At 69.3% G+C, this 17,267-nt stretch carries 18 protein-coding genes and 1 CRISPR repeat array (1 of these 19 only partly in view); of the genes, 14 read left to right on the top strand and 4 right to left on the bottom strand.

The window, feature by feature from the left end; translation table 11 throughout:
• Positions 1-129 precede the first annotated feature (129 nt).
• The 7 genes from ACIOGZ_RS04010 to ACIOGZ_RS04040 all read left to right on the top strand — a co-directional run bounded on the left by ACIOGZ_RS04010 (position 130) and on the right by ACIOGZ_RS04040 (position 6,756).
• Positions 130-1,167 (top strand): DUF932 domain-containing protein, encoded by a 1,038-nt coding sequence (locus ACIOGZ_RS04010; RefSeq protein ID WP_363628957.1) that lies wholly within the window; start codon positions 130-132, stop codon positions 1,165-1,167.
• 105 nt (positions 1,168-1,272) lie between these two features.
• The gene (locus tag ACIOGZ_RS04015) at positions 1,273-2,271 is read left to right on the top strand and encodes a DUF4192 family protein (RefSeq protein ID WP_363628954.1); all 999 of its coding nucleotides are present in this window, start codon (positions 1,273-1,275) and stop codon (positions 2,269-2,271) included.
• Positions 2,272-2,473: 202 nt separating this feature from the next.
• Positions 2,474-3,520 carry a DUF4192 domain-containing protein gene (locus tag ACIOGZ_RS04020; RefSeq protein ID WP_363628953.1) on the top strand — a complete coding sequence of 349 codons (1,047 nt, stop codon included), beginning with the start codon at positions 2,474-2,476 and terminating at the stop codon, positions 3,518-3,520.
• Between the two features lie 75 nt (positions 3,521-3,595).
• Entirely contained in the window at positions 3,596-4,696 is a 1,101-nt protein-coding gene (locus tag ACIOGZ_RS04025; RefSeq protein WP_363628952.1) for a DUF4192 domain-containing protein, read from the top strand.
• A gap of 83 nt (positions 4,697-4,779) precedes the next feature.
• Entirely contained in the window at positions 4,780-5,136 is a 357-nt protein-coding gene (locus tag ACIOGZ_RS04030; RefSeq protein WP_363628951.1) for a hypothetical protein, read from the top strand.
• Positions 5,137-5,355: 219 nt separating this feature from the next.
• Positions 5,356-5,931 (top strand): hypothetical protein, encoded by a 576-nt coding sequence (locus ACIOGZ_RS04035; protein ID WP_363628949.1) that lies wholly within the window; start codon positions 5,356-5,358, stop codon positions 5,929-5,931.
• Between the two features lie 51 nt (positions 5,932-5,982).
• Positions 5,983-6,756, top strand: a complete 774-nt coding sequence (locus tag ACIOGZ_RS04040) for a hypothetical protein (RefSeq protein WP_363628947.1) — start codon at positions 5,983-5,985, stop codon at positions 6,754-6,756.
• A 338-nt stretch (positions 6,757-7,094) separates the two neighbouring features.
• Here the strand turns inward: ACIOGZ_RS04040 and ACIOGZ_RS04045 are convergent, their stop codons facing one another.
• Both ACIOGZ_RS04045 and ACIOGZ_RS04050 read right to left on the bottom strand, forming a co-directional pair.
• A complete protein-coding gene (locus tag ACIOGZ_RS04045; protein ID WP_363628946.1) occupies positions 7,095-7,337 on the bottom strand; it encodes a hypothetical protein in 243 nt (80 codons plus the stop codon).
• A gap of 323 nt (positions 7,338-7,660) precedes the next feature.
• On the bottom strand, positions 7,661-9,028 hold the full coding sequence (locus tag ACIOGZ_RS04050) for a tyrosine-type recombinase/integrase (protein ID WP_363628944.1): 1,368 nt from the start codon (positions 9,026-9,028) through the stop codon (positions 7,661-7,663).
• Between the two features lie 724 nt (positions 9,029-9,752).
• On the opposite strand from ACIOGZ_RS04050, the gene ACIOGZ_RS04055 reads away from it, so the two are divergent.
• The 3 genes from ACIOGZ_RS04055 (at position 9,753) to ACIOGZ_RS04065 (ending at position 11,537) form a co-directional block, all read left to right on the top strand.
• Positions 9,753-9,941, top strand: a complete 189-nt coding sequence (locus tag ACIOGZ_RS04055) for a hypothetical protein (RefSeq protein ID WP_363628943.1) — start codon at positions 9,753-9,755, stop codon at positions 9,939-9,941.
• A gap of 203 nt (positions 9,942-10,144) precedes the next feature.
• Positions 10,145-10,555 (top strand): hypothetical protein, encoded by a 411-nt coding sequence (locus ACIOGZ_RS04060; protein ID WP_363628941.1) that lies wholly within the window; start codon positions 10,145-10,147, stop codon positions 10,553-10,555.
• Between the two features lie 178 nt (positions 10,556-10,733).
• The gene (locus tag ACIOGZ_RS04065; RefSeq protein WP_363628940.1) at positions 10,734-11,537 is read left to right on the top strand and encodes an SAM-dependent methyltransferase; all 804 of its coding nucleotides are present in this window, start codon (positions 10,734-10,736) and stop codon (positions 11,535-11,537) included.
• 9 nt (positions 11,538-11,546) lie between these two features.
• Here the strand turns inward: ACIOGZ_RS04065 and ACIOGZ_RS04070 are convergent, their stop codons facing one another.
• Positions 11,547-12,425 (bottom strand): DUF5753 domain-containing protein, encoded by an 879-nt coding sequence (locus ACIOGZ_RS04070; RefSeq protein WP_400984725.1) that lies wholly within the window; start codon positions 12,423-12,425, stop codon positions 11,547-11,549.
• A 154-nt stretch (positions 12,426-12,579) separates the two neighbouring features.
• On the bottom strand, positions 12,580-12,822 hold the full coding sequence (locus tag ACIOGZ_RS04075) for a DUF397 domain-containing protein (RefSeq protein WP_363628937.1): 243 nt from the start codon (positions 12,820-12,822) through the stop codon (positions 12,580-12,582).
• A 761-nt stretch (positions 12,823-13,583) separates the two neighbouring features.
• On the opposite strand from ACIOGZ_RS04075, the gene ACIOGZ_RS04080 reads away from it, so the two are divergent.
• The 4 genes from ACIOGZ_RS04080 to ACIOGZ_RS04095 all read left to right on the top strand — a co-directional run bounded on the left by ACIOGZ_RS04080 (position 13,584) and on the right by ACIOGZ_RS04095 (position 17,103).
• Positions 13,584-15,152 (top strand): restriction endonuclease fold toxin-2 domain-containing protein, encoded by a 1,569-nt coding sequence (locus ACIOGZ_RS04080; RefSeq protein ID WP_363628935.1) that lies wholly within the window; start codon positions 13,584-13,586, stop codon positions 15,150-15,152.
• 45 nt (positions 15,153-15,197) lie between these two features.
• Positions 15,198-15,572, top strand: a complete 375-nt coding sequence (locus tag ACIOGZ_RS04085; RefSeq protein WP_363628933.1) for a hypothetical protein — start codon at positions 15,198-15,200, stop codon at positions 15,570-15,572.
• A 139-nt stretch (positions 15,573-15,711) separates the two neighbouring features.
• Positions 15,712-16,125: a hypothetical protein gene (locus tag ACIOGZ_RS04090; protein WP_363628931.1), complete on the top strand. Its 414-nt coding sequence runs from the start codon at positions 15,712-15,714 to the stop codon at positions 16,123-16,125.
• A gap of 369 nt (positions 16,126-16,494) precedes the next feature.
• Entirely contained in the window at positions 16,495-17,103 is a 609-nt protein-coding gene (locus ACIOGZ_RS04095; protein WP_363628929.1) for a DNA/RNA non-specific endonuclease, read from the top strand.
• 120 nt (positions 17,104-17,223) lie between these two features.
• Positions 17,224-17,267: a CRISPR direct-repeat array (repeat unit 29 nt; unit sequence GTTGCAAGCCCTCCAGGGCTGATGACCAC) (it continues 893 nt past the right edge of the window).

Raw genomic sequence — 17,267 nt, forward strand, 5'->3', positions numbered from 1 at the left:
ACTTCGCCCCTCGAAGGGTGTGCCCAAGGGCGCCCGCCCGAGAATAGACTTAGGTCAAGAAAGCAGACGGAAGTCAGCTTCGTTGCCCGTCCGGACCGCGAATCCGGGCAGACCTCACAGGAGACACCCATGCGCGACAGCGACGTCATCACCGGCCGGGCCGACCTCGGCGCGATCGACAACACCACCGGCGAGGCGGCCTTCTACTCCCACCGTCAGCCCGCCTGGCACGGCCTCGGGATCGTCACCGAGGAGGCGAAGACCAGTGACGAGGTCCTGCACCTCGCCAAGCTGGACTGGCAGGTCGAGAAGCTGCCGATCCTGCCGATGAACAGGGGGAAGCTCGGCAAGAAGATCCCCGGCCGCTTCGGCACCTTCCGCGACGACACCGGCGACTGGGTCGGCGGCCTTGTCGGCAAGACCTGGACCCCCATCCAGAACCGCGACGCGTTCGCCTTCCTGGACGAGCTGGTCGGCGGCGGCCACGTCACCTACGAGACCGCCGGTGCGCTCGACGGCGGCCGGGTCGTCTTCATGTCGGTCATGTCGCCGAGCATCACCATCGACCCCGAGGGCGCGGCCGACCGCATCGACCTCTACACCCTGTTCGCCAACAGCCACGACGGCCGCTCGGCCGCCGTCGCCGTCGAGACCCCGGTGCGGGCGGTGTGCACCAACACCCTCGACCTCGCCGTCAGCAAGGCCGACCGCGTCTGGAAGATCCGCCACACGAAGAGCGCCCTCAGTGACCTGGAAGAGGCCCGCCGCACCCTCGGCTTCACCGAGCGCTACGCCGCAGCCCTGGAGGCCGAGGCCGCAGCCCTCTACCAGCAGGCGATGACCAACCAGGAGTTCGACAAGCTGATCACCCGGCTGTTCGGGGCCCCGAGCAAGGACGCGCGCAAGCACATCGTCGCCGCCTACGAGGAGCGCCGCGACCGGCTGCACCACCTCTTCGCCGAGGCGACGACCCAGGAGAACATCCGGGGCACCCGCTGGGCCGCCCTCCAGGCCGTCGTGGAGTTCGAGGACTACTTCCGGACCGTCAAGACCCCCGAGGCCCTGACCGAGCAGGAGCACCGCGCCAACCTCGCGATGACCACCCTGCTGCACGACCAGAAGAGCCCGCTCAAGGACGCGGCGAAGGCCCTGCTGCTCGCGGCGTGACCCGGCGGCCGGGGGCTCACGGGCCCCCGGCCGGCCGCGAGCCGCTCCACGTCACCCTGGCCGCGCCGCCCGGCGGCGCGGCCCCACCTGGAACGAGGAACCGCCATGTCCGAGAACACCCCTTTCACCATCGAGGCGGCCGATCTGGCCGACTTCGCCGCCGGTGCGTTCGGCCGGGAACCGGCCAGGCAGATCGTCTTCGTCGAGTTCGGCGAGCCCCTGCGCATGATCGTCGCGGACATCCCGCAGGACCCGCACCACTGGCCGTCCTTCGCCCGGGCGTTCATCGGCGACGTTGCCGAGCTGCCCCCCACCAGCACGGGACAGCGCGGCATCGCACTGCTCGTCTACGCCCGCGCCGGCCACGGCCCCGAGGCCATCGAGTGGTACACCGCGCTGTGGCGCCACCTCGCCGCCGCGTGCGCCCGGTACGGCCTGGCCGTGATCGAGAGCCAGTTCATCACCCCCACCCACTGGTGGCCCCTGCCCGCGGACACCTCCTGCGGCAACCCCGGCCCGGGAACACCCCGCACCGTCGATGATGCCGACCGGCCGACCGTGGACCCCCACGTCGTAGGCGGCGACGACCAAGACGGCGGTGGCGTGGTGGCCGACGCCCTGCGGTTCTTCGCGGAGGAACTGGAGGCCGGCGGCGAGGCGGTCATACGGGATCTCGAGCCGGTGCTCGACGCCGTGCTGACCGGCCGCCGCGGTGTCGACACGCTGACGGAACCGGAGGCGGCGCGGCTGCTCCTCGCGGTCCAGAACGGGGAGGTCTTGCACCTGGCCTCGACGTACTGCGAGCCCGGCGAGGTGAAGCGGGCGAGGTGGCTGTGGGCGCGTATCGCACGCCTGTGCACCGGCCGCCACCGCCGCCTGGCCGCCGCGCCGCTCACCCTGCTCGGTACCGCGCTGATGCTCGACGGCGACCTGGCGGCGGCCGAAGGGGCAGCGGTTCAGGCGTTGGAGGCCAAGCCCGGGGATGAGGACGCGCAGGCACTGCTGGGTCTGGTGGCCCTGGCCGAGGTCGACCAGGTGATCGGCGCGCCGGTCGGTGTCCCGGACTCGCTGCGGGCCGTCCTTCGCGAGCAGCGCGAGGGGTAGTCGCACTGCTGGCCGGCGCCGCCCGGGTGCCCGTTCCGACGGGATGCCACCCGGGCGGCGCCCCGGCCGCCGTGAATCTCGGAGGAGTTGGGGTGTGCCCAACAGGCACGCCCTCAAATAGACTTAAGTCAAGAAAGAAGACGGAAGTCCTCTCCTGTTGCCGCTCCGGACCGCGAATCCGGACTAAACCTGATAGGGACCCATGAACGACAAGCTGCTCGTGCTCAACGGCGCTGAAGGCCTGGTTCACCTGCTGCCGCACCTGTTCGACTACCACCCCGAGAACAGCGTGGTTCTCGCCGGTATCACCCCGACCGGTACGCCGCTCGGAGTCCTCCGCACCGGTCTGCCCGCCGACCCCGCCCACTGGCCGTCCCTGGCCGACGAACTCGTCGGCCACCAGCAGGACGACTCCGCGTCGTTCCTGTTCCCGATCCACCGGCTCGTCGCCTACGTCTGCCCCGACCCGGCCGACCCGGACTACGGGCCGCAGTCCCGCCTCACCCACCAGCCCATCGCCGACCACCTGCGCGAAGCCTGCCACCGCCGGGGACTGGTCCTGAGCGAAGCGGTGTACGTGACCCGGTCCCGCTACTGGTCGATGCTGACGACCGGCCCCAACGACGGGCACCCCATCCCCGAACCGCCCGCAGCACTCGACTCGACCCGCCTGCCGCGCAGCAGCGACGTCCTGAAGTCCCTCGCCCCCGCCACCGGGGCCCGGGCCGCCGCCATGACCGCGACCCTCGACACCGCCGTGCGCACCATGCACGCCGACATCCGCTCCGGCGGGCACCAGAGCGTCGTGGACGACGCGATCGACCTCGTGACCGCCACCATCGCCGAACTGGTCACCGGCGCCCGGCAGGCCAAGGACACCCCTGACGACCTCACGGCCCGACTGCTGCTCGTCCTCCAGTACCGCGACGTGCTCAACACCGGGCTCATGCACTGCGAGGACCACGAGCTGACGGCCGCGAACGAGCTGTGGCTCGCCCTGGCCCACCGCTGCCCCGCCGCCTACACCGACCACGCCGCCGCACCGCTCGCCCTCCACGCGTTCACCGCATGGGCACTCGGCAACGACGCCACGTCCCGACTCGCCCTCCAGGCTGCCGAAGTGTGCCTCCCGGGCCAGGACCTGACGGACTTCCTCCTCAACGTCTTCAACAGCGGATCGAGCTTCCACGATCTGCGCAAGCACCTGCGTGAGGCCCGCGCCACCCGGCAGGACCCCGTCACGGGCTGAACCAGCCGCCGTGGGGGCCGCCCCCGGGCGGCCCCCGCACCCACCCCAAGCCCATCCCGCGAACGGAGAGAAGTCTTGACCATCCACCCGGTGCCCGCCTTCGACGTCAGGAACCCGGCACAGGCCGTCGAGGCACTGCCCTACCTGCTGGGCTTCCAGCCCGACCGCCCCGAAGGCATGGTGTTCGTCCTCACCTACGACACCTTGCGCGAGCGCCCGCTGTTCAGCCAGAAGCTGACACTGCCCCGCGACGTGGAGGACCCGACGGAGACCGCCAACGACCTGCTGCACACCACGATGCACCGGCTGGAGGAGTTCAGCACCGGACCGACCAGCATCCTGCTGTACCTGTGCGCGAACGCGGAAGACGCCCGCGACGGCCACAACGCGATGCGCCAGCACCGAGGCCTCGCGGACGCGCTGATCCTCTCGGCCGAGACCCACGGCGTGGACGTCCTCGGCGTCACGTTCGTGACCCCCACACACTGGTGGGCCTACCACGACCGCAACCCCCACTACCGGAGCGAGGGAATGCCTGTGGACGGCCCGGACAACCCCGGACCCGTCACCGCGAACGCCCTCGCCTTCGGCATCCCCACCCCGCCCAGCGGGGCGAAAATCGCCGCCGCGTTCGAACCCGTCACCGGGACCGACGCCGACACCCACCGGGCCGCGATCCGCGAAGCCGTCAGCCTGCGAGCCGAGCGAGTCCAGGACAGCAGCTTCGACGCCGAGACGCAACGGCTCACAGCGATCCTCGACCGTCTGCTGCTGAACGGCGGCGACGGAACCCCCTTGACGGACCTCACCCCCGAGCAGACCGCCGAGCTGATCGTCGGACTGCGCCACCGGCCCCTGCGCGACGTCGCGCTCGGCTACATCGCACCGAACGAGCTCGCGCGCGCCCGCGAGCTGTGGGCGATGCTCGCCCGCCGCTGCGCCAGCGACAGCACCACCTTCGTCGCCCCCCCTCTGACGCTCGCCGGGTTCGCCGCCGCCGTCGCCGGGGAGATCCCGGCCGCGCTCATCGCCACCGAACGGGCAAGGACGGTCGACCCCCGCTACCTTCTGGCCGAGCTCCTGATGGAGCAGATCGTGATGACGGGCTCCGTGAAGGACCTCGCCGACGTGGTCCGGGAGCAGCGCGAAGACCGCCTGCGCGGCCGAGACAACTGACCGACCGCCCGGGGGCGGGTGCCAGTCACCCGCCCCCGGGCCTCGACCCGCACCGCCAGTCCGACCGCAACCAGGTGGGCACCGTGAAGTACAGCGAAGCGCAGTTCGAACCGGACGATGAGGCGGCGCCGGCCGTCGCGGACCCCGACACAGGGGAGGTCCGGGTCCTCGCCCGCCTGTGCGACACCTGCATCTACCGGCCGGGCAACCTGATGAACCTCGCGCCCGGCCGCGTGCGGCAACTCGCCGCCGAAGCCCTCGACGCCAACGGGCACATCGTCTGCCACTCGACTCTGCCCGCCCTCGCCCCACCCGGCACCAAGGGCGCGATCTGCCGGGGCTTCGCCAACGCCCACGGCAACGCGATCTTTGCGCTGCGCATCGCCGCCGCCTTCGGCCGCATCGTCGAGGTGCCGCCGCCGGCCAAGGCGACCGACTGACCCCACGCGCTACGCCGCAGCGCCGCCGACCTCGCCCAGCGCACCGCACTGCTCAGCTTGGACTGACTGCTCGCACCCGACAACTTCCTTTATTTCAGCGGCACTTGGTGTGCCCCGGAGTTAATGAGTTGGGGAGGCTGGTCAGGCCCGGTCACACCGGCCGGGGCACCCCGCCAACGCCAGGTCGCGCACAGCGGCGCACACACTCCGGAGGCCAGCATGACCACACAACCGCCCCTCACCCCGGGCCCCGCCACCCCCGAAACCGTCACCGCCGCCCGCGACCGGCACCGCCAGGCCGCCGCCGACACCGACCTCGGACCCACCGCCCGCCGCTACCACCAGCACGCCGCCTGCGCCTACGACTGGGCACTCCAAACCCTCGGCACCCCGACGGGCAGCCGCCACCTCGGCTACGCCCACGCCTATGCCGAGCAAGCCGCCCAGCACGCCCCCGCCACCACCCGGAAGACGCTCATCCTCCCCGGCCCGTTCTGCGAATGGCTGACCGAGAACAACCTGCTGCCGAACGACTACACCGGCGACGAACCCGCCGACCGACTGCTGCTCGCCTACCGCGCCGGCACCCTCTACCGCATTGACGCCTCCAGCTGGAATCTGAAGATCCCGGCTCACGACCCCATGGCGATGTACGAGCTCACCCAGCTCGGACTTCGGTTCAGCCAGCACTGCTCGCCCGACAACCCCCACACACCTGCCCAGGCGCGCGCCATGGTGGTACTCGCCGATCGAATCGGCGACCTCGCCAACCGCGTTTTGCACGACGCCAACTGACGCCGGGCCGGGCCGCACACCGGCCCGGCCTCAACCCCTACAAGGACGACTATGCCGACCCCTCGGCCGCTCCTTGCGCCCACCTGCCCTGCCCCCTACCGGCGCACCGACCCGATCCGCGCCTACCAAGAAGCGCTCCACCGCGAGGCCGAAGCCCAACAAGCCCTCGCCGTCACCGCCTACGAACTCCTCGCCGCCCAAGCCCGTACCCACGTTCCCGAGACCGCCGCCATCGAGTTCGAGGAAACCCTCGACTCCGACCGCATCCATGCCCTGTGGGCCAACCCCCGCGACCACCGCTACCCGACCCCACCCTTGCTGTGGCGCCGCGCCCCCGCGCTCTCCTGTGAACCGCCCTGGCTCAAGAAGGCGGACCGACTGCTGCCCACCGTGCTGCTCGGGGCGCACCTTCCCGTCACCAAGCTGGCCGGCCACCGGCGCCTACTCAACCTTCCAGCCCCGGACGTGGCCGCCGCCCTCGCCTCCCGGATCCGCCGAGCCTTTCCGCAGGCAACCGCGCTACTGCTCAGCCTCGACGCACGTCCGCGCGCCGTCACCGTCCAAGTCGCGAACATCGTCGGCCCCGACGGCGCCTCCCTGCACGCGATTCCCAACGAACACGACTGGGCAGCGCCAACCGCCCAGACGTGGTGGCGGCTCAACAAGGGCCACGTCGTCCGAGCGGTCCGCCACCTGTGGGCGCACCCCGACCACCGGTCCCGCGTCTTCCAGGCCCAAGGCCACCGCTCCCTGATGTGGAACCAAGGCCTTCAGGGGCTCGTTCTACCCGCCATCCCGGTCCTGACCGGCCCCACCGACTCCTGACACCCTGCGCGGGCCCGTAGAAGGCCTTCTACGGGCCCGCGCGCCGCACCCAACCGGGCGTGCTGCCCTACGGCTACGCGGCGGCGTACCTCGGTCTGCTCGGCACCGATCTCCGCGAGCTGCCGCCCGGGTGGCACGACGACGTGATCCGGGCCATCGCGGATCAGCCCCTCGGGTATGACGCCGGAGCGCCGGCCGAGAAGGAGCAGGCGAGCGCTCGGGATGAGCCCTGTGTCAGCCGCGGCGGGCGAGGGGAGCAGGCGCGATGCGGTCCACCTTGCTCGCCCGGCCAGGAAGTTGGCCCAGGCCGGTGTGATTTACCGTTGCCGATGCCGCGCTCAGGGGTTGACCCAGATCTCTGTCTCTCCGGTGCCGTAGACCTCAGGCATCGGATGATCCACGCCATGGCGCCACTGGTGCCGCGAGGCGTTGTGCTCCGTGTCAAACTTAATGTCGGAGTCGCGAGACTGGGCGCCGCACTCGCAGCGCCAGCGATAGAGCGGCCGACCGCCGGGCCCGTTGGACGCCGTGCCTGGCTGTGACGTAGCCCTGGTGAGGGCGCGCAGAACCTTCTTGATCACGGCCGATCTCCCTCTTCCAGCCCAAGGGTGATGGTGCGGAATCCCTCGACGCACCTGCTGGTGCCCCTCATTGCTCCTCCGGCCGCCAGGCGATCGTCAGTGGCAGGAACCTAGCGGCCGTCAAAGTTCAGTGGCAAGGAGCGAGGTCTTTTAATCCGTAGGCCTGCCGATTTCGTTCGGAGCCCGTTTTTCGGTCCGCCACCCGTTGTGACCTGGTCTTTCTTGCGCCTACGAGGATGCGGCCGTGCGGTCGGCTCGTCCTTGATGGGGCGCGAGTGGGCCGCTCGTGGGGCGCCCGGGTCTGGCGACGGACCGTCAAAGTGTCACGCTGAGCTATGTATCCCTCGGTTCGGCAAGGCTCCCGGCAGGGCCTTCGCGCGCTGCCTGCGTGGCGTGGACTGGTACCGGATGCCCCGGGAGAGCTTTCGGGCCGCATCGATGACCACGCGGGCCGTCGCCTCGGCGCTGAGGTGGGCCGTCTCGGGCAGGACCGACGTGTACGTGTCGGCGGTCGTCATGATCGTGGAGTGCCCCAACTGGGCCTGTATGACCTTGAGATCGGATCCGCCGGTCAAGGCGAGACTTGCCGCGCCATGACGCAGGTCATGCAACCGGACAGGCGCCAGACCACTCCCGCGCACCATGTTCTGGAACACGTGGCCGATGTAGTCCGGGCGCAGCGGACGTCCGTAGGCGTCGGTGAATATGTAATCGGACTCATTCCAGTCAATTCCCGCTGCGAGTCTTTCCTCCTTCTGTCGGCTACGGTGTGTGTTCAGTGCATGGATGGTGCTTCTGTCGAGAGCGATCGTTCGCTCGCCAGCCCGCGTCTTGACCGGGCAGACCTCGAGCCGTCCGTTCTCCCGCTGCTGTAGTTGCCGGGCGACCGTGAGTGTGCGGCCCGAGGCGTCGAAGTCCGACCAGCGGAGCCCCGCGCCTTCCCCGCGGCGAAGACCGCGTAGGGCGTACAGGTGGTACAGGGCGTACAGCCGATGATCACTCGCGAACGCGAGGAACGCGGCGGTTTGCACGGGTGTCCACACGGCAACAGGCGGGCGCTCGCCGGTCCGCCTCCACTCCGCGACCCGGTTGTCCGTCCAGACCACCGGGTGCGGTCGAGGTGCTCGCGGTAGATCCAGGTGGCGAGCAGGGTTGGTGGCCAGCAGGCCGCTGCGCACCGCGTGGTTCAGAGCGGCACGCAGGGTCGCCTGCACGCGGCGCAACGTGCCGGCGCTGACCGGCCGGCCCGTGTTCTGGTGTCGACGGACGATGGTGCTGAAAGCCTGCTGGACCGAGTTGCTGGTCAGCTCACAGAGCAGCTCGCGGCCGAGCAGTGGCACGAGGTACTGCTCCAAGTGCTGCCGGTAGCCGCGGGCGGTCGAGGGCCGGAGGTGCGGCTCGACCATGTTGTACCAGCGCTGAAGCCACTGGCCGGTTGTGAGTAGCCCGCCCTGGCCGACGAGGTCGCGGTCTCGCAGGCGTTTGAGAGCGCGCTCGGCATCGGCCTGGGTTCGATAGCCGCCCCGACGCAGCCGGGACCGGCGATCGTCGACGGCCGCTGCCCTTGGCAACGCGAGATACCAGGAACCGTGGCCGCGGCGGCGGAGGTCCGGGCAGAGCCTTCCGAGCTGCCGGCCGGTGCGGAGGTCCCGGCAACCGCACCGCTTGTAGATCGTTCCAGTGCCACGCATGACGTCCTCCTTCCAGATTGCAGATGGACGCATAACCAGTGTGGACCCACGGCGTCAGCCGGCCGAAGGCTCTCGAATCTTCGCAATGCTCCTACGGCGGGCTGTTCTCAGTGGTGAGACATGAGAGATCGCGGACACGCTCTGGGTGACTGTGAGCCGGCGCGAGGAGACGGCGAGGGCGTCCGACCTCTTCGCTCCGGTGGTCGAGAAGCCGTGCCGGGCTGCGATCCGCAGCAAGGCGCAGAAGTCGTGCAGACGGTGATCTGATTCCGCACTGATTCTTCAGCGCACAGTGCGTGGGCCGACGGCATGTTCGCTCCGTTGGCAGGCGCATGGGGGAGTGCGCATCGGCGCTCCAGAGCTTCCTGGGGCGCGTGGCGCCGGTGAACGCGCCGTCTCCTCAGATCGAAGTTGTCCGAGTGCCGATCGAGTGTGGCCGCCCTGCTTTCGTTCGCGGACTCTGCCACCACTGCAAGACACGGCAATCAACATGGTTTCCCACGGCATGAGTTGAGAGTGCTTAGCGGTGCATCGGAGCTGTTCGCGGGCGGTAGCGTTTTCGGTGGCTCCGATGTGGAGCTGCCCCGGACGGTGTGTCACCACTGTCCGGGGCGTGAGTCGTTTGATCACGAGAAGGTTGGCACCTATGCATGACCAAACTGCCCGAAGGCGGGCTTACCCGCCCTCGCGGGCCCCTCAATCTAGCAGCGGCTCGCGGAAGCCCGTGGGATTGCGCGCGGCTGTCCTGGCCGCGTCCGGGGCGTTGTGCGGCAACGTGACGCCGGTGCTCGTCGTCGCGTGGATGGCACTGCGGGGCCTGCGCGTCGACGCCGAGCAGGTGCTGCTGGTCACGCTGTTGATGCAGGTTGGAGCCCCGAGGAGCGGAAGCGGCGGCTCGGCCTCGAGGCGCTGACCAGGTTGCCAGTGCTGCATGCCCGCGAAGGGGCTGGCAGCACAGGGCGCGCACCGCTTCCTCTTGAGGTCGCCGCCCGGGCCACCTGTCCGTGTCTGCAACCGAGTTGACGTGGGGAGGCCGAGATGACTGCTGACCGAAACCGACCCTCCCGGTGCCGGTGCCAGTGCCAGTGCCGCTCTGGCATCGGCTTCGCCGCCTTCGTGGCCCTTCAGGAGGAGGGCTACCTGCGCTATGTGCAGGCCCGGCTCGGAGACCGGGCGTTGAGCCAGGCCACGGTCGAGGTGGCCCTGGAGTGCGTGGAGGTCCACTGGGGCCGGGCGCTGTCGGAAAAGCGCCCGGGGGCGTACGCCTGGTGCATTCTGCGGGCCACTGTCGCCGCGGTCCTCGGATCCTGCCCGCCGGTGGCAGGAGGGGACAGGCTGCAGGCCGCGCTGCCGCCGGCGCCGGCGGATGCCGCGCTCCTGCACCACGAGCTTGGCATGCCGGTCGACAAGGCCGCCCGGCTGATGGGAGTCGACGAGCCTGACGTGCGTGTTGGCCTGCTGGCGGCCCGGCGGTTGCTGGGGGCGAACGCGGCCCCGCGTGGGGAGGTGGACTGCTCGAAGCTCTAATCGCATACCGAACGGACCGGCGCGCGCTCCGGGGCGAGATCGCCCGGGTCGCGCGAAGGTCCGTCATGCACGCACCACTTCACCCGATCCAGCGGTGGTGTGCTTCGCGCTGCCCATCTACGATGGGCGGATCAAGCCGCCGGGACCAGACCGGGGTTGCCGGACACCGAGGGGTACCGTGGGCGAGTCCGATCTGACGAGCCGGGTGAACGTGGAGATCCCGGCCGCAGCGAGGATGTACGACTTCCTGGGCGGCGGGACCAACAACTTCCCCGCCGACCGCCGGAGCGCCGAGGACCTTCTCGTCATCGCCCCCAGCAGCCGCGAACTGGTGTTACAGAACAGAGCGTTCCTGATGCGGGCGGTCGAGAGCATTGTGCGCGATCACGGGATCACCCAGATCCTGGACCATGGTTCGGGCTTCCCGGCCGAGCGCAATGTCCATCAGGTGGCCCAGGCCGCCGACCGGGACTGCAAGGTCGTCTACATCGACAACGACCCGACCGTGGTCCTTCACAGCCAGGCACTGCTCGACGAGAACGAGAACGTGCGGATCCTCGGCGCCGACATCACCGATCCGGCAGCGGTCCGCAAGGGCACCGAGGGCTTCATCGACTTCGACAAGCCGGTCGCGGCCCTGTTCGTGTCGGTCCTTCACTGCCTGGCCGACGATCTTCAGGCGGCCGAGGTAGTCCGCGAGAGCATCCGTGACCTGCGGCCGGGCAGCGTCGTCGTCCTATGCCAACTAGTCAGCGATCGCGCCGACTTCCGCCGACAGGTGACCGGCTTCATGCGAGAATGCACTGGCGGCAAGTGGGGGCGGGTGCGAAGCCGTGACGAGGTCGCCGACTTCTTCGACGGCCTGGACGTCAAGGAACCCGGGCTTGTGGACGTCAGCCACTGGCGCCCCGACACCGAAGTGCTCCCACGCCAGCGCAGCGACGAGTGGATCACCTACGGGGGACTGGCCGTCGTGCGGTGAACACCGCCGTCAGAGCTGCACCAGGTACCCGCCCGCTTCCCTCAGCAGCAACTCCCGGCTTTCGAGCCGGCCGAGGGAGTGCCCCATCAGGCGCCACAGCATTTCCTTGGCGTAGGTGAACTGCGACGGCCCCTTGGACTGCGCGTCCTCGTCGTCGGTCGGAGCCAGGTAGTCCGCAGCCATCAAGCCCTCGTTGTAGATGAGTTCGGGCAGGCCTGTGGTGCGGAAGTCGAGGTGGGTGATGCTGGTGACGCTGGAGGCGGCGGTGCAGGTACGGGGGATGATGCGGATGCCGTAGCCGGGAGTCTGCGTGAGGCGGATCAGCCGTTCCAGCTGTTCGACCATCACCTCCGGTGAGCCCACGGTCCGGGTGAGGACCCCCTCGTCGATGTAGTGCACGGTACGGACCTCGGCATCGCGTACCCGGTGCTGGCGTTGCAGCCGCAGCGCCACCCGCCGGTCGATCTCGGAGTCCATGGACCCGGGGAGGTCGCCGGCGATGAGCGCACGGGCGTACGCCTCGGTCTGGAGGAGACCGGGGAACACGACACGTTCGTAGCCGTACAGCTTCCAGGCCCTCGACTCCAGGGCGATCAGCCGCTCGACGAAGCGCGGCAGCAGGTCCCGGTAGGGGGCCGTCCACTCAGGCTGCATGGCATGACGTGCCAGCTGTTCGAACTCGCGCAGGATCTCCTGAGGCACCTTGTACGTACGCATCAGCGCCCGCACGTCCTTGAGCGTGACCTGGTTATTGCCCGTCTCGAAGCGGCTGAGCTTCGAGGCCGAGAACCCGGCGGTCCTGGACGCGACCTCCTTCAGCGTGGCCTTGTCCCGCAGAAGACGAAGGCCGGCGCCCAGCAGAATGCGGGACGCGGTTGGACTGTCCACCCCGGAAGCCGCCATACGCGCAAACCCGAACACATTTTCGGAGAAATTTGGACCCTGATTACTGGCCGACACGCGGGACCTCCCCCAATAGCGAGCATCGACGCTCGATTGTGGCACAGCGCGGCCCCGCGTGTCGTGTCGCGAATTACCCGGGCTAGCGCGCCACTTGGGCGCACATGTGGTCGAATTCTCCGACCTTTGACCCGCCAAGGAACGTCCTGAACTCGTCAGGCGTGAAGACGAGCGCGGGCCCGTCCTTGTGTCGACTGTTCCGCATCGCGATGCCGCCCCCTGTCAGGACGGCAACCTCGACGCACTGTCCGACGCCGTTGCTCGCCGCCGCCTTGAGCCACTTCACGCCCGGGATCGTGTCCGCCTGAACCCCATTGGCAATCATTTCCCGCCGTCCTTCCTGTCGTGGAAAAAGGTGTCCGCAGAGCCCCTGCCTGCACGGGAAATAGCAGGTCAAAAGCCTAATGCAATCCCACCGCGCAATTGCGTGGGATGCGTGAATCCTAGGCCGCGTGAAATCGAACACGCCCGCCGCCGATCGGGTGAAGGATGGAGGCCTTATCGGATGGTAGGTTTGGCATTCTTTGCTATGTATTGATGCCCTGATTCCGGCGGCCACCGCTCGAAAGATTCAGAACCGATATCCCGGCCCGTTTATGGACCCCGGATCGGTCTCAGCGCAGCCATCGCGACCGAAGCCCGGGCCTGCGCCGCGCCCATGACCCCCCGCGGTCAAGGCTCGCCCCAAGGGCCCGCGAACGTCCCACCCGAGCCTGAGAACACTCTGTGGGGGCCGCACTCGGCACACCGGTATCCGAGTTTCAACCGGTCCCGGTTCGAAGGCGCCACCGCGTCGTGATCGCCGAGCGCATGACACGACCAGACGCCACCACCTTCGGGCGGCCCACGCCCAAGGGGATCCGCAGGCGACGGGTCACAGGGGTATCCGGTTGGCAGCGTAGCGGCCAGATGCTCGGCCGAAGTGCCCGTCAAGGCCCATCGGGCTTCAACAGATCAGTCCAAGGTCGGTGACACGTCCCAAGACGAGTCACCGGTTCATGCCGCGGCGACAGGAGCACTTGCTACGGTGGACGCACATGGACAAACGGGGGCCTGATGACAAGTTTCCATGTCAAACCGGCGGACATGATCGTGTCCTCCGCCGGCTTCACCGACCTGCAGAACTCCGCCACCCAGCTGTACCGCAGCCTGGTCTTCTCCCTGGACGACGCGGCCGGCATGGCGGGCGACGACGACGCCGGCAAGAAGTTCGCCGCCAAGTACGACCCCGCCGCGCAAAAGCTCGTCGACGCGACGGCCCAGGTCATCGGCCAGCTCGGAGCGACCGCCAACGGCCTGTACACGATGGCGATCAGCTACCTCCAGACCGACGCCGACGTCGCCTCCGCGCTGATGTCCCCGCAGAACCTTCCCGAGTCCGCCAGCCCGGACTGCGACGAGCAAGTCGCCAAGGCCAAGCTCAACTCCGCAGCCGGGCACAACGACAGCGGAGCCGTCCACGAGATCATCAAACGGTTCTGGCCGCAGGGCGACCCCGCCAGGCTCCGCCAGGCCGCGAAGGACTGGAAGCACTTCGCCGAACTCGTCAGCCGCCTGGGAACCGAGGGCGACAAGCGCGTCCAGCGCGTCACCGCCTCCAGCACCTCCGGCGCCGTCACCTCCTTCTCGCAGAACTGGGCGAAGGTCCACGACGGCTGCGCGACGAGCGGCCCGCTGCTGAACAGCATGACGAACGCGGCCTACAAACTCGGGCAGGCCTGCGAGGCCTACGCGAAGTCGGTCGAAGACCTGCGGGACACGCTGGAGGACCTCGCGATCGCCGCCGGCCTCGTCGCCGGCGCCGGGATCCTCCTGACGGTCGTCACCCTCGGCGGCTCCGACGTGGCCGCTGTGGGCGGGGAGGCCGCGATCGCCGCCGAGGCCGGCACCGCGGCGGTGGCCATGGCCGCAGCGGTCGAGGGCAGCGCGGAACTCGCCGTGCTGGCCGAAGCGGCGGCCGTCGTCGACACGGCGGCCGCCAACCTCATCCCCGTCGGCGCAGCAGCTGTCACCGCCACCGCGGCCACGGCCGTCGTCCTGGCCGGCACGGCGGACGCCGCGGCGGCCCCCGGGCCCAAGCCCCCGCCGTTCACGGTCACCCCCGGGATGCCGCCACTGCCCCACGACCCGGCCAGCCCGTTCCCGCTGCTGCCCGCGCAGCAGCAGGCCGACATCCGGACCTGGATGACGCAGATGGAACAGGACGGCCGCACGTTCCAGGCCCTGGGGCCCTCCGTCAAGGGCGACCCGAAGATCGACGCACGCCGCTCCTACCAGGTGAGGGTCGCCGGGTCGACGGAGTACCGCCTGTACACGGCCGTGACCGACCCGGAGACGGGCCGGGAACTGGGCATGGACGCCGACGGTGTCCGTGCGGCGGACGGGGCGGCGATCGACGCGAAGTACATCGGCCAGCAGAAGAGCTGCAAGTCGCCGTTCCGGCTCGACAACGCCGACGGCGTCTTCGACTTCGTGTACGAGAACACGATGGACGGCGAGTCGAAGAAGCTGGAGAAGTACGCGTCCGCCCTCAAAGACCCACGCAACAAGGTCAACCACCTTGAACTGATCACGAACGACGCCAAGGCCTCTGCCTACTTCCAGGGGCTGATGACCGCCCAGGGCGTCACCGGACGCGTCCGCGTCGAACCCTGACCGGGCACCCCGACCGCCCCCGCGCACAGAAACGAGAACACCCCCGTGGGATCCACCTTCTACGTCAGCGCCGACCACGAACACGCCGGCCCGTGGACCTTCACCGGCGAACAGGTCAAGGACTGCGTCCGCAGGCACTGGCCGGACGCCACGGTCAGTGACGCCTTCGAGAACTTCCTGGAGATCCACGCCGAGACCGAGACCGGCCAGTGGACAGAGCTGTCGTACAACCTGCGGCACGGCGCGTTCTCCTTCGAGGACAGGGAACCGCACTCCGCGCCGCTGACCGTCATCTACACCGTGCTGCACGACCTCGCCCCCCAGACGCCCGTCGTGTGGTGGATCGACTACGACGCCGACCTCCAACCCCTCGACCTCGCCGGAGGCCGGGAAGCATTCATCGAGAGCTTCCCGGCATAGGCCTCTCCGAAGACCACGACGAAGGCCTTCTCGACCGGCCCGCGCCGACTTCATGCGCCAAAGCCAGGCACTCGGACGGCTCGCCAGCACCGGTCGAATTGGGGAGCGCCGACGTCAGCGGTCCCCACAGGGTGGTCTGATGTTCGATCATCTGGAGATCGGGGTGTGGCCGCCGGAACCCCGGTTCGCTGCCCAGATGCGGTTCCGGGTCGGCGGCGAGGACGTGGTCGCAGAGGCGGTTCGCGAAGGCGACCGCGGACCTTACGCGGCTGATGTGCTGCCAGTCGGCCACCCCAGCCCTCTTCGGGCGACCGACGAGGCTCGCCGGCTGGAACTGGGGGAACCGGAGTGCACCGGTGGCTGCTGTGGCTTCCTGACCGTGGTCGTGCAGCGGTTCGGGGAGATCGTGCAGTGGTCGGACTGGGAGATGCCGCGGGAGTCTCCGCTCGACCCCGATCCCTGCCCTCTGCCGGAGTTCCACTTTGACGCGAGTCAGTACGACGCCGAATTGGCTCGCGCTGAGGAGGACCGTTCGTGGCAGGGGCGACCGTAGCCCAGCACTGCGCAACCCAGCCCGGCCGAGGGCTCTTACCGGCCTCGCGTCCGGGGCAACGGGGACTCTCCAGCAAGCCCAGGTGCTGTCGTTCTCGTGAACAGAGCCACTGAACCTTCTTCAGAGGGTCGCCGTTTGTCTCGGCGGGGTTCATCAGCAGATTTGATGGATAGTCACATGTGGTAGCCAAGTGCGTCTATGCAGTGACCGCCTGCCCTGCCTCGAATGGAGACCTCCGTGATCCCCTCATCGCCGCTTGTTACGGACCGCATCTCACCTCCCGCTGGCTTCTTGACAAGCCCCCGTCCGACTCGCAGGCCGGGGCGTCGGTCGCGGTCGGCGTGGCGGTTCGGTGCACTGCTGGGGGCCGTGGGGCTGCTGCTGGGCGCAGCCGCGGTCCCGGCGGCGTCGGCCGCACCCGCCGCCCTTCGCGACTGCCCCGTCAAGTACCTGCCCGCCAACGCCTACAGCGTGCACAACGGGTACCAGTTCCAGGCCGACGGCGCGGGCCGTCCCCTGACGGCACTGGCCCCGTTCGGCACGCTGGTCGAGGAGGCGGCCGGCCGGGACAGCGCCTGCACCGCCCGCGTCGGCCACTACGCCGACCCGCTGCCCAACTACGACGGCGGTCACCTGATCGCAGACTCCCTCAACGGGCCCAGCATCAGGGAGAACCTCGTACCCATGCAGGGCCCGAAGGTCAACAGGAACGCGTACAGGTACTTCGAGATCGCGGTCACCCGCTGCCTGGCCCAGTACCACGCCGACGGTCTCCAGTACTCCATCACCGTGAGCTACCCCGCCGGGACCGACCCCGTCCCCCACACGATCACCCCCCTGCTGACCGTCAGGTCCCAGGGCGTCGACCACCCCGTCCGCCTCGATATCCCCAACACCGACCTGACCTCCGCCCAGGTGGCCGACCTGAAGCACAGCGTCGATACGCAGACGGCCGCTGCCGGCTGCCCGCACAAGTAACAACCACGCCCGGCCGGCTCCGGCCAGATGCGGGGCCGGCGCGGTTGCCACCTGGGGGCGTGCGCTGCTGAGCCGGTGTTCCGGGAGAAGAGGTGGGCTCGGCATCACGCTGTCGGCGACGTTGCAAGCCCTCCAGGGCTGATGACCACCGCGGCTGCAGCAGG

The organism is Kitasatospora sp. NPDC088160, assembly GCF_044741445.1.
In the GTDB taxonomy this organism is placed as follows: Bacteria; Actinomycetota; Actinomycetes; order Streptomycetales; family Streptomycetaceae; genus Kitasatospora.

Excerpts from the sequence above, each read along its gene's own strand:
- ACIOGZ_RS04010 (WP_363628957.1), top strand. The coding sequence starts at position 130 with ATGCGCGACAGCGACGTCATCACCGGCCGGGCCGACCTCGGCGCGATC.
- ACIOGZ_RS04015 (WP_363628954.1), top strand. The coding sequence starts at position 1,273 with ATGTCCGAGAACACCCCTTTCACCATCGAGGCGGCCGATCTGGCCGAC.
- ACIOGZ_RS04020 (WP_363628953.1), top strand. The coding sequence starts at position 2,474 with ATGAACGACAAGCTGCTCGTGCTCAACGGCGCTGAAGGCCTGGTTCAC.
- ACIOGZ_RS04035 (WP_363628949.1), top strand. The coding sequence starts at position 5,356 with ATGACCACACAACCGCCCCTCACCCCGGGCCCCGCCACCCCCGAAACC.
- ACIOGZ_RS04040 (WP_363628947.1), top strand. The coding sequence starts at position 5,983 with ATGCCGACCCCTCGGCCGCTCCTTGCGCCCACCTGCCCTGCCCCCTAC.
- ACIOGZ_RS04050 (WP_363628944.1), bottom strand. The coding sequence starts at position 9,028 with ATGCGTGGCACTGGAACGATCTACAAGCGGTGCGGTTGCCGGGACCTC.
- ACIOGZ_RS04075 (WP_363628937.1), bottom strand. The coding sequence starts at position 12,822 with ATGATTGCCAATGGGGTTCAGGCGGACACGATCCCGGGCGTGAAGTGG.
- ACIOGZ_RS04080 (WP_363628935.1), top strand. The coding sequence starts at position 13,584 with ATGATCGTGTCCTCCGCCGGCTTCACCGACCTGCAGAACTCCGCCACC.
- ACIOGZ_RS04090 (WP_363628931.1), top strand. The coding sequence starts at position 15,712 with ATGTTCGATCATCTGGAGATCGGGGTGTGGCCGCCGGAACCCCGGTTC.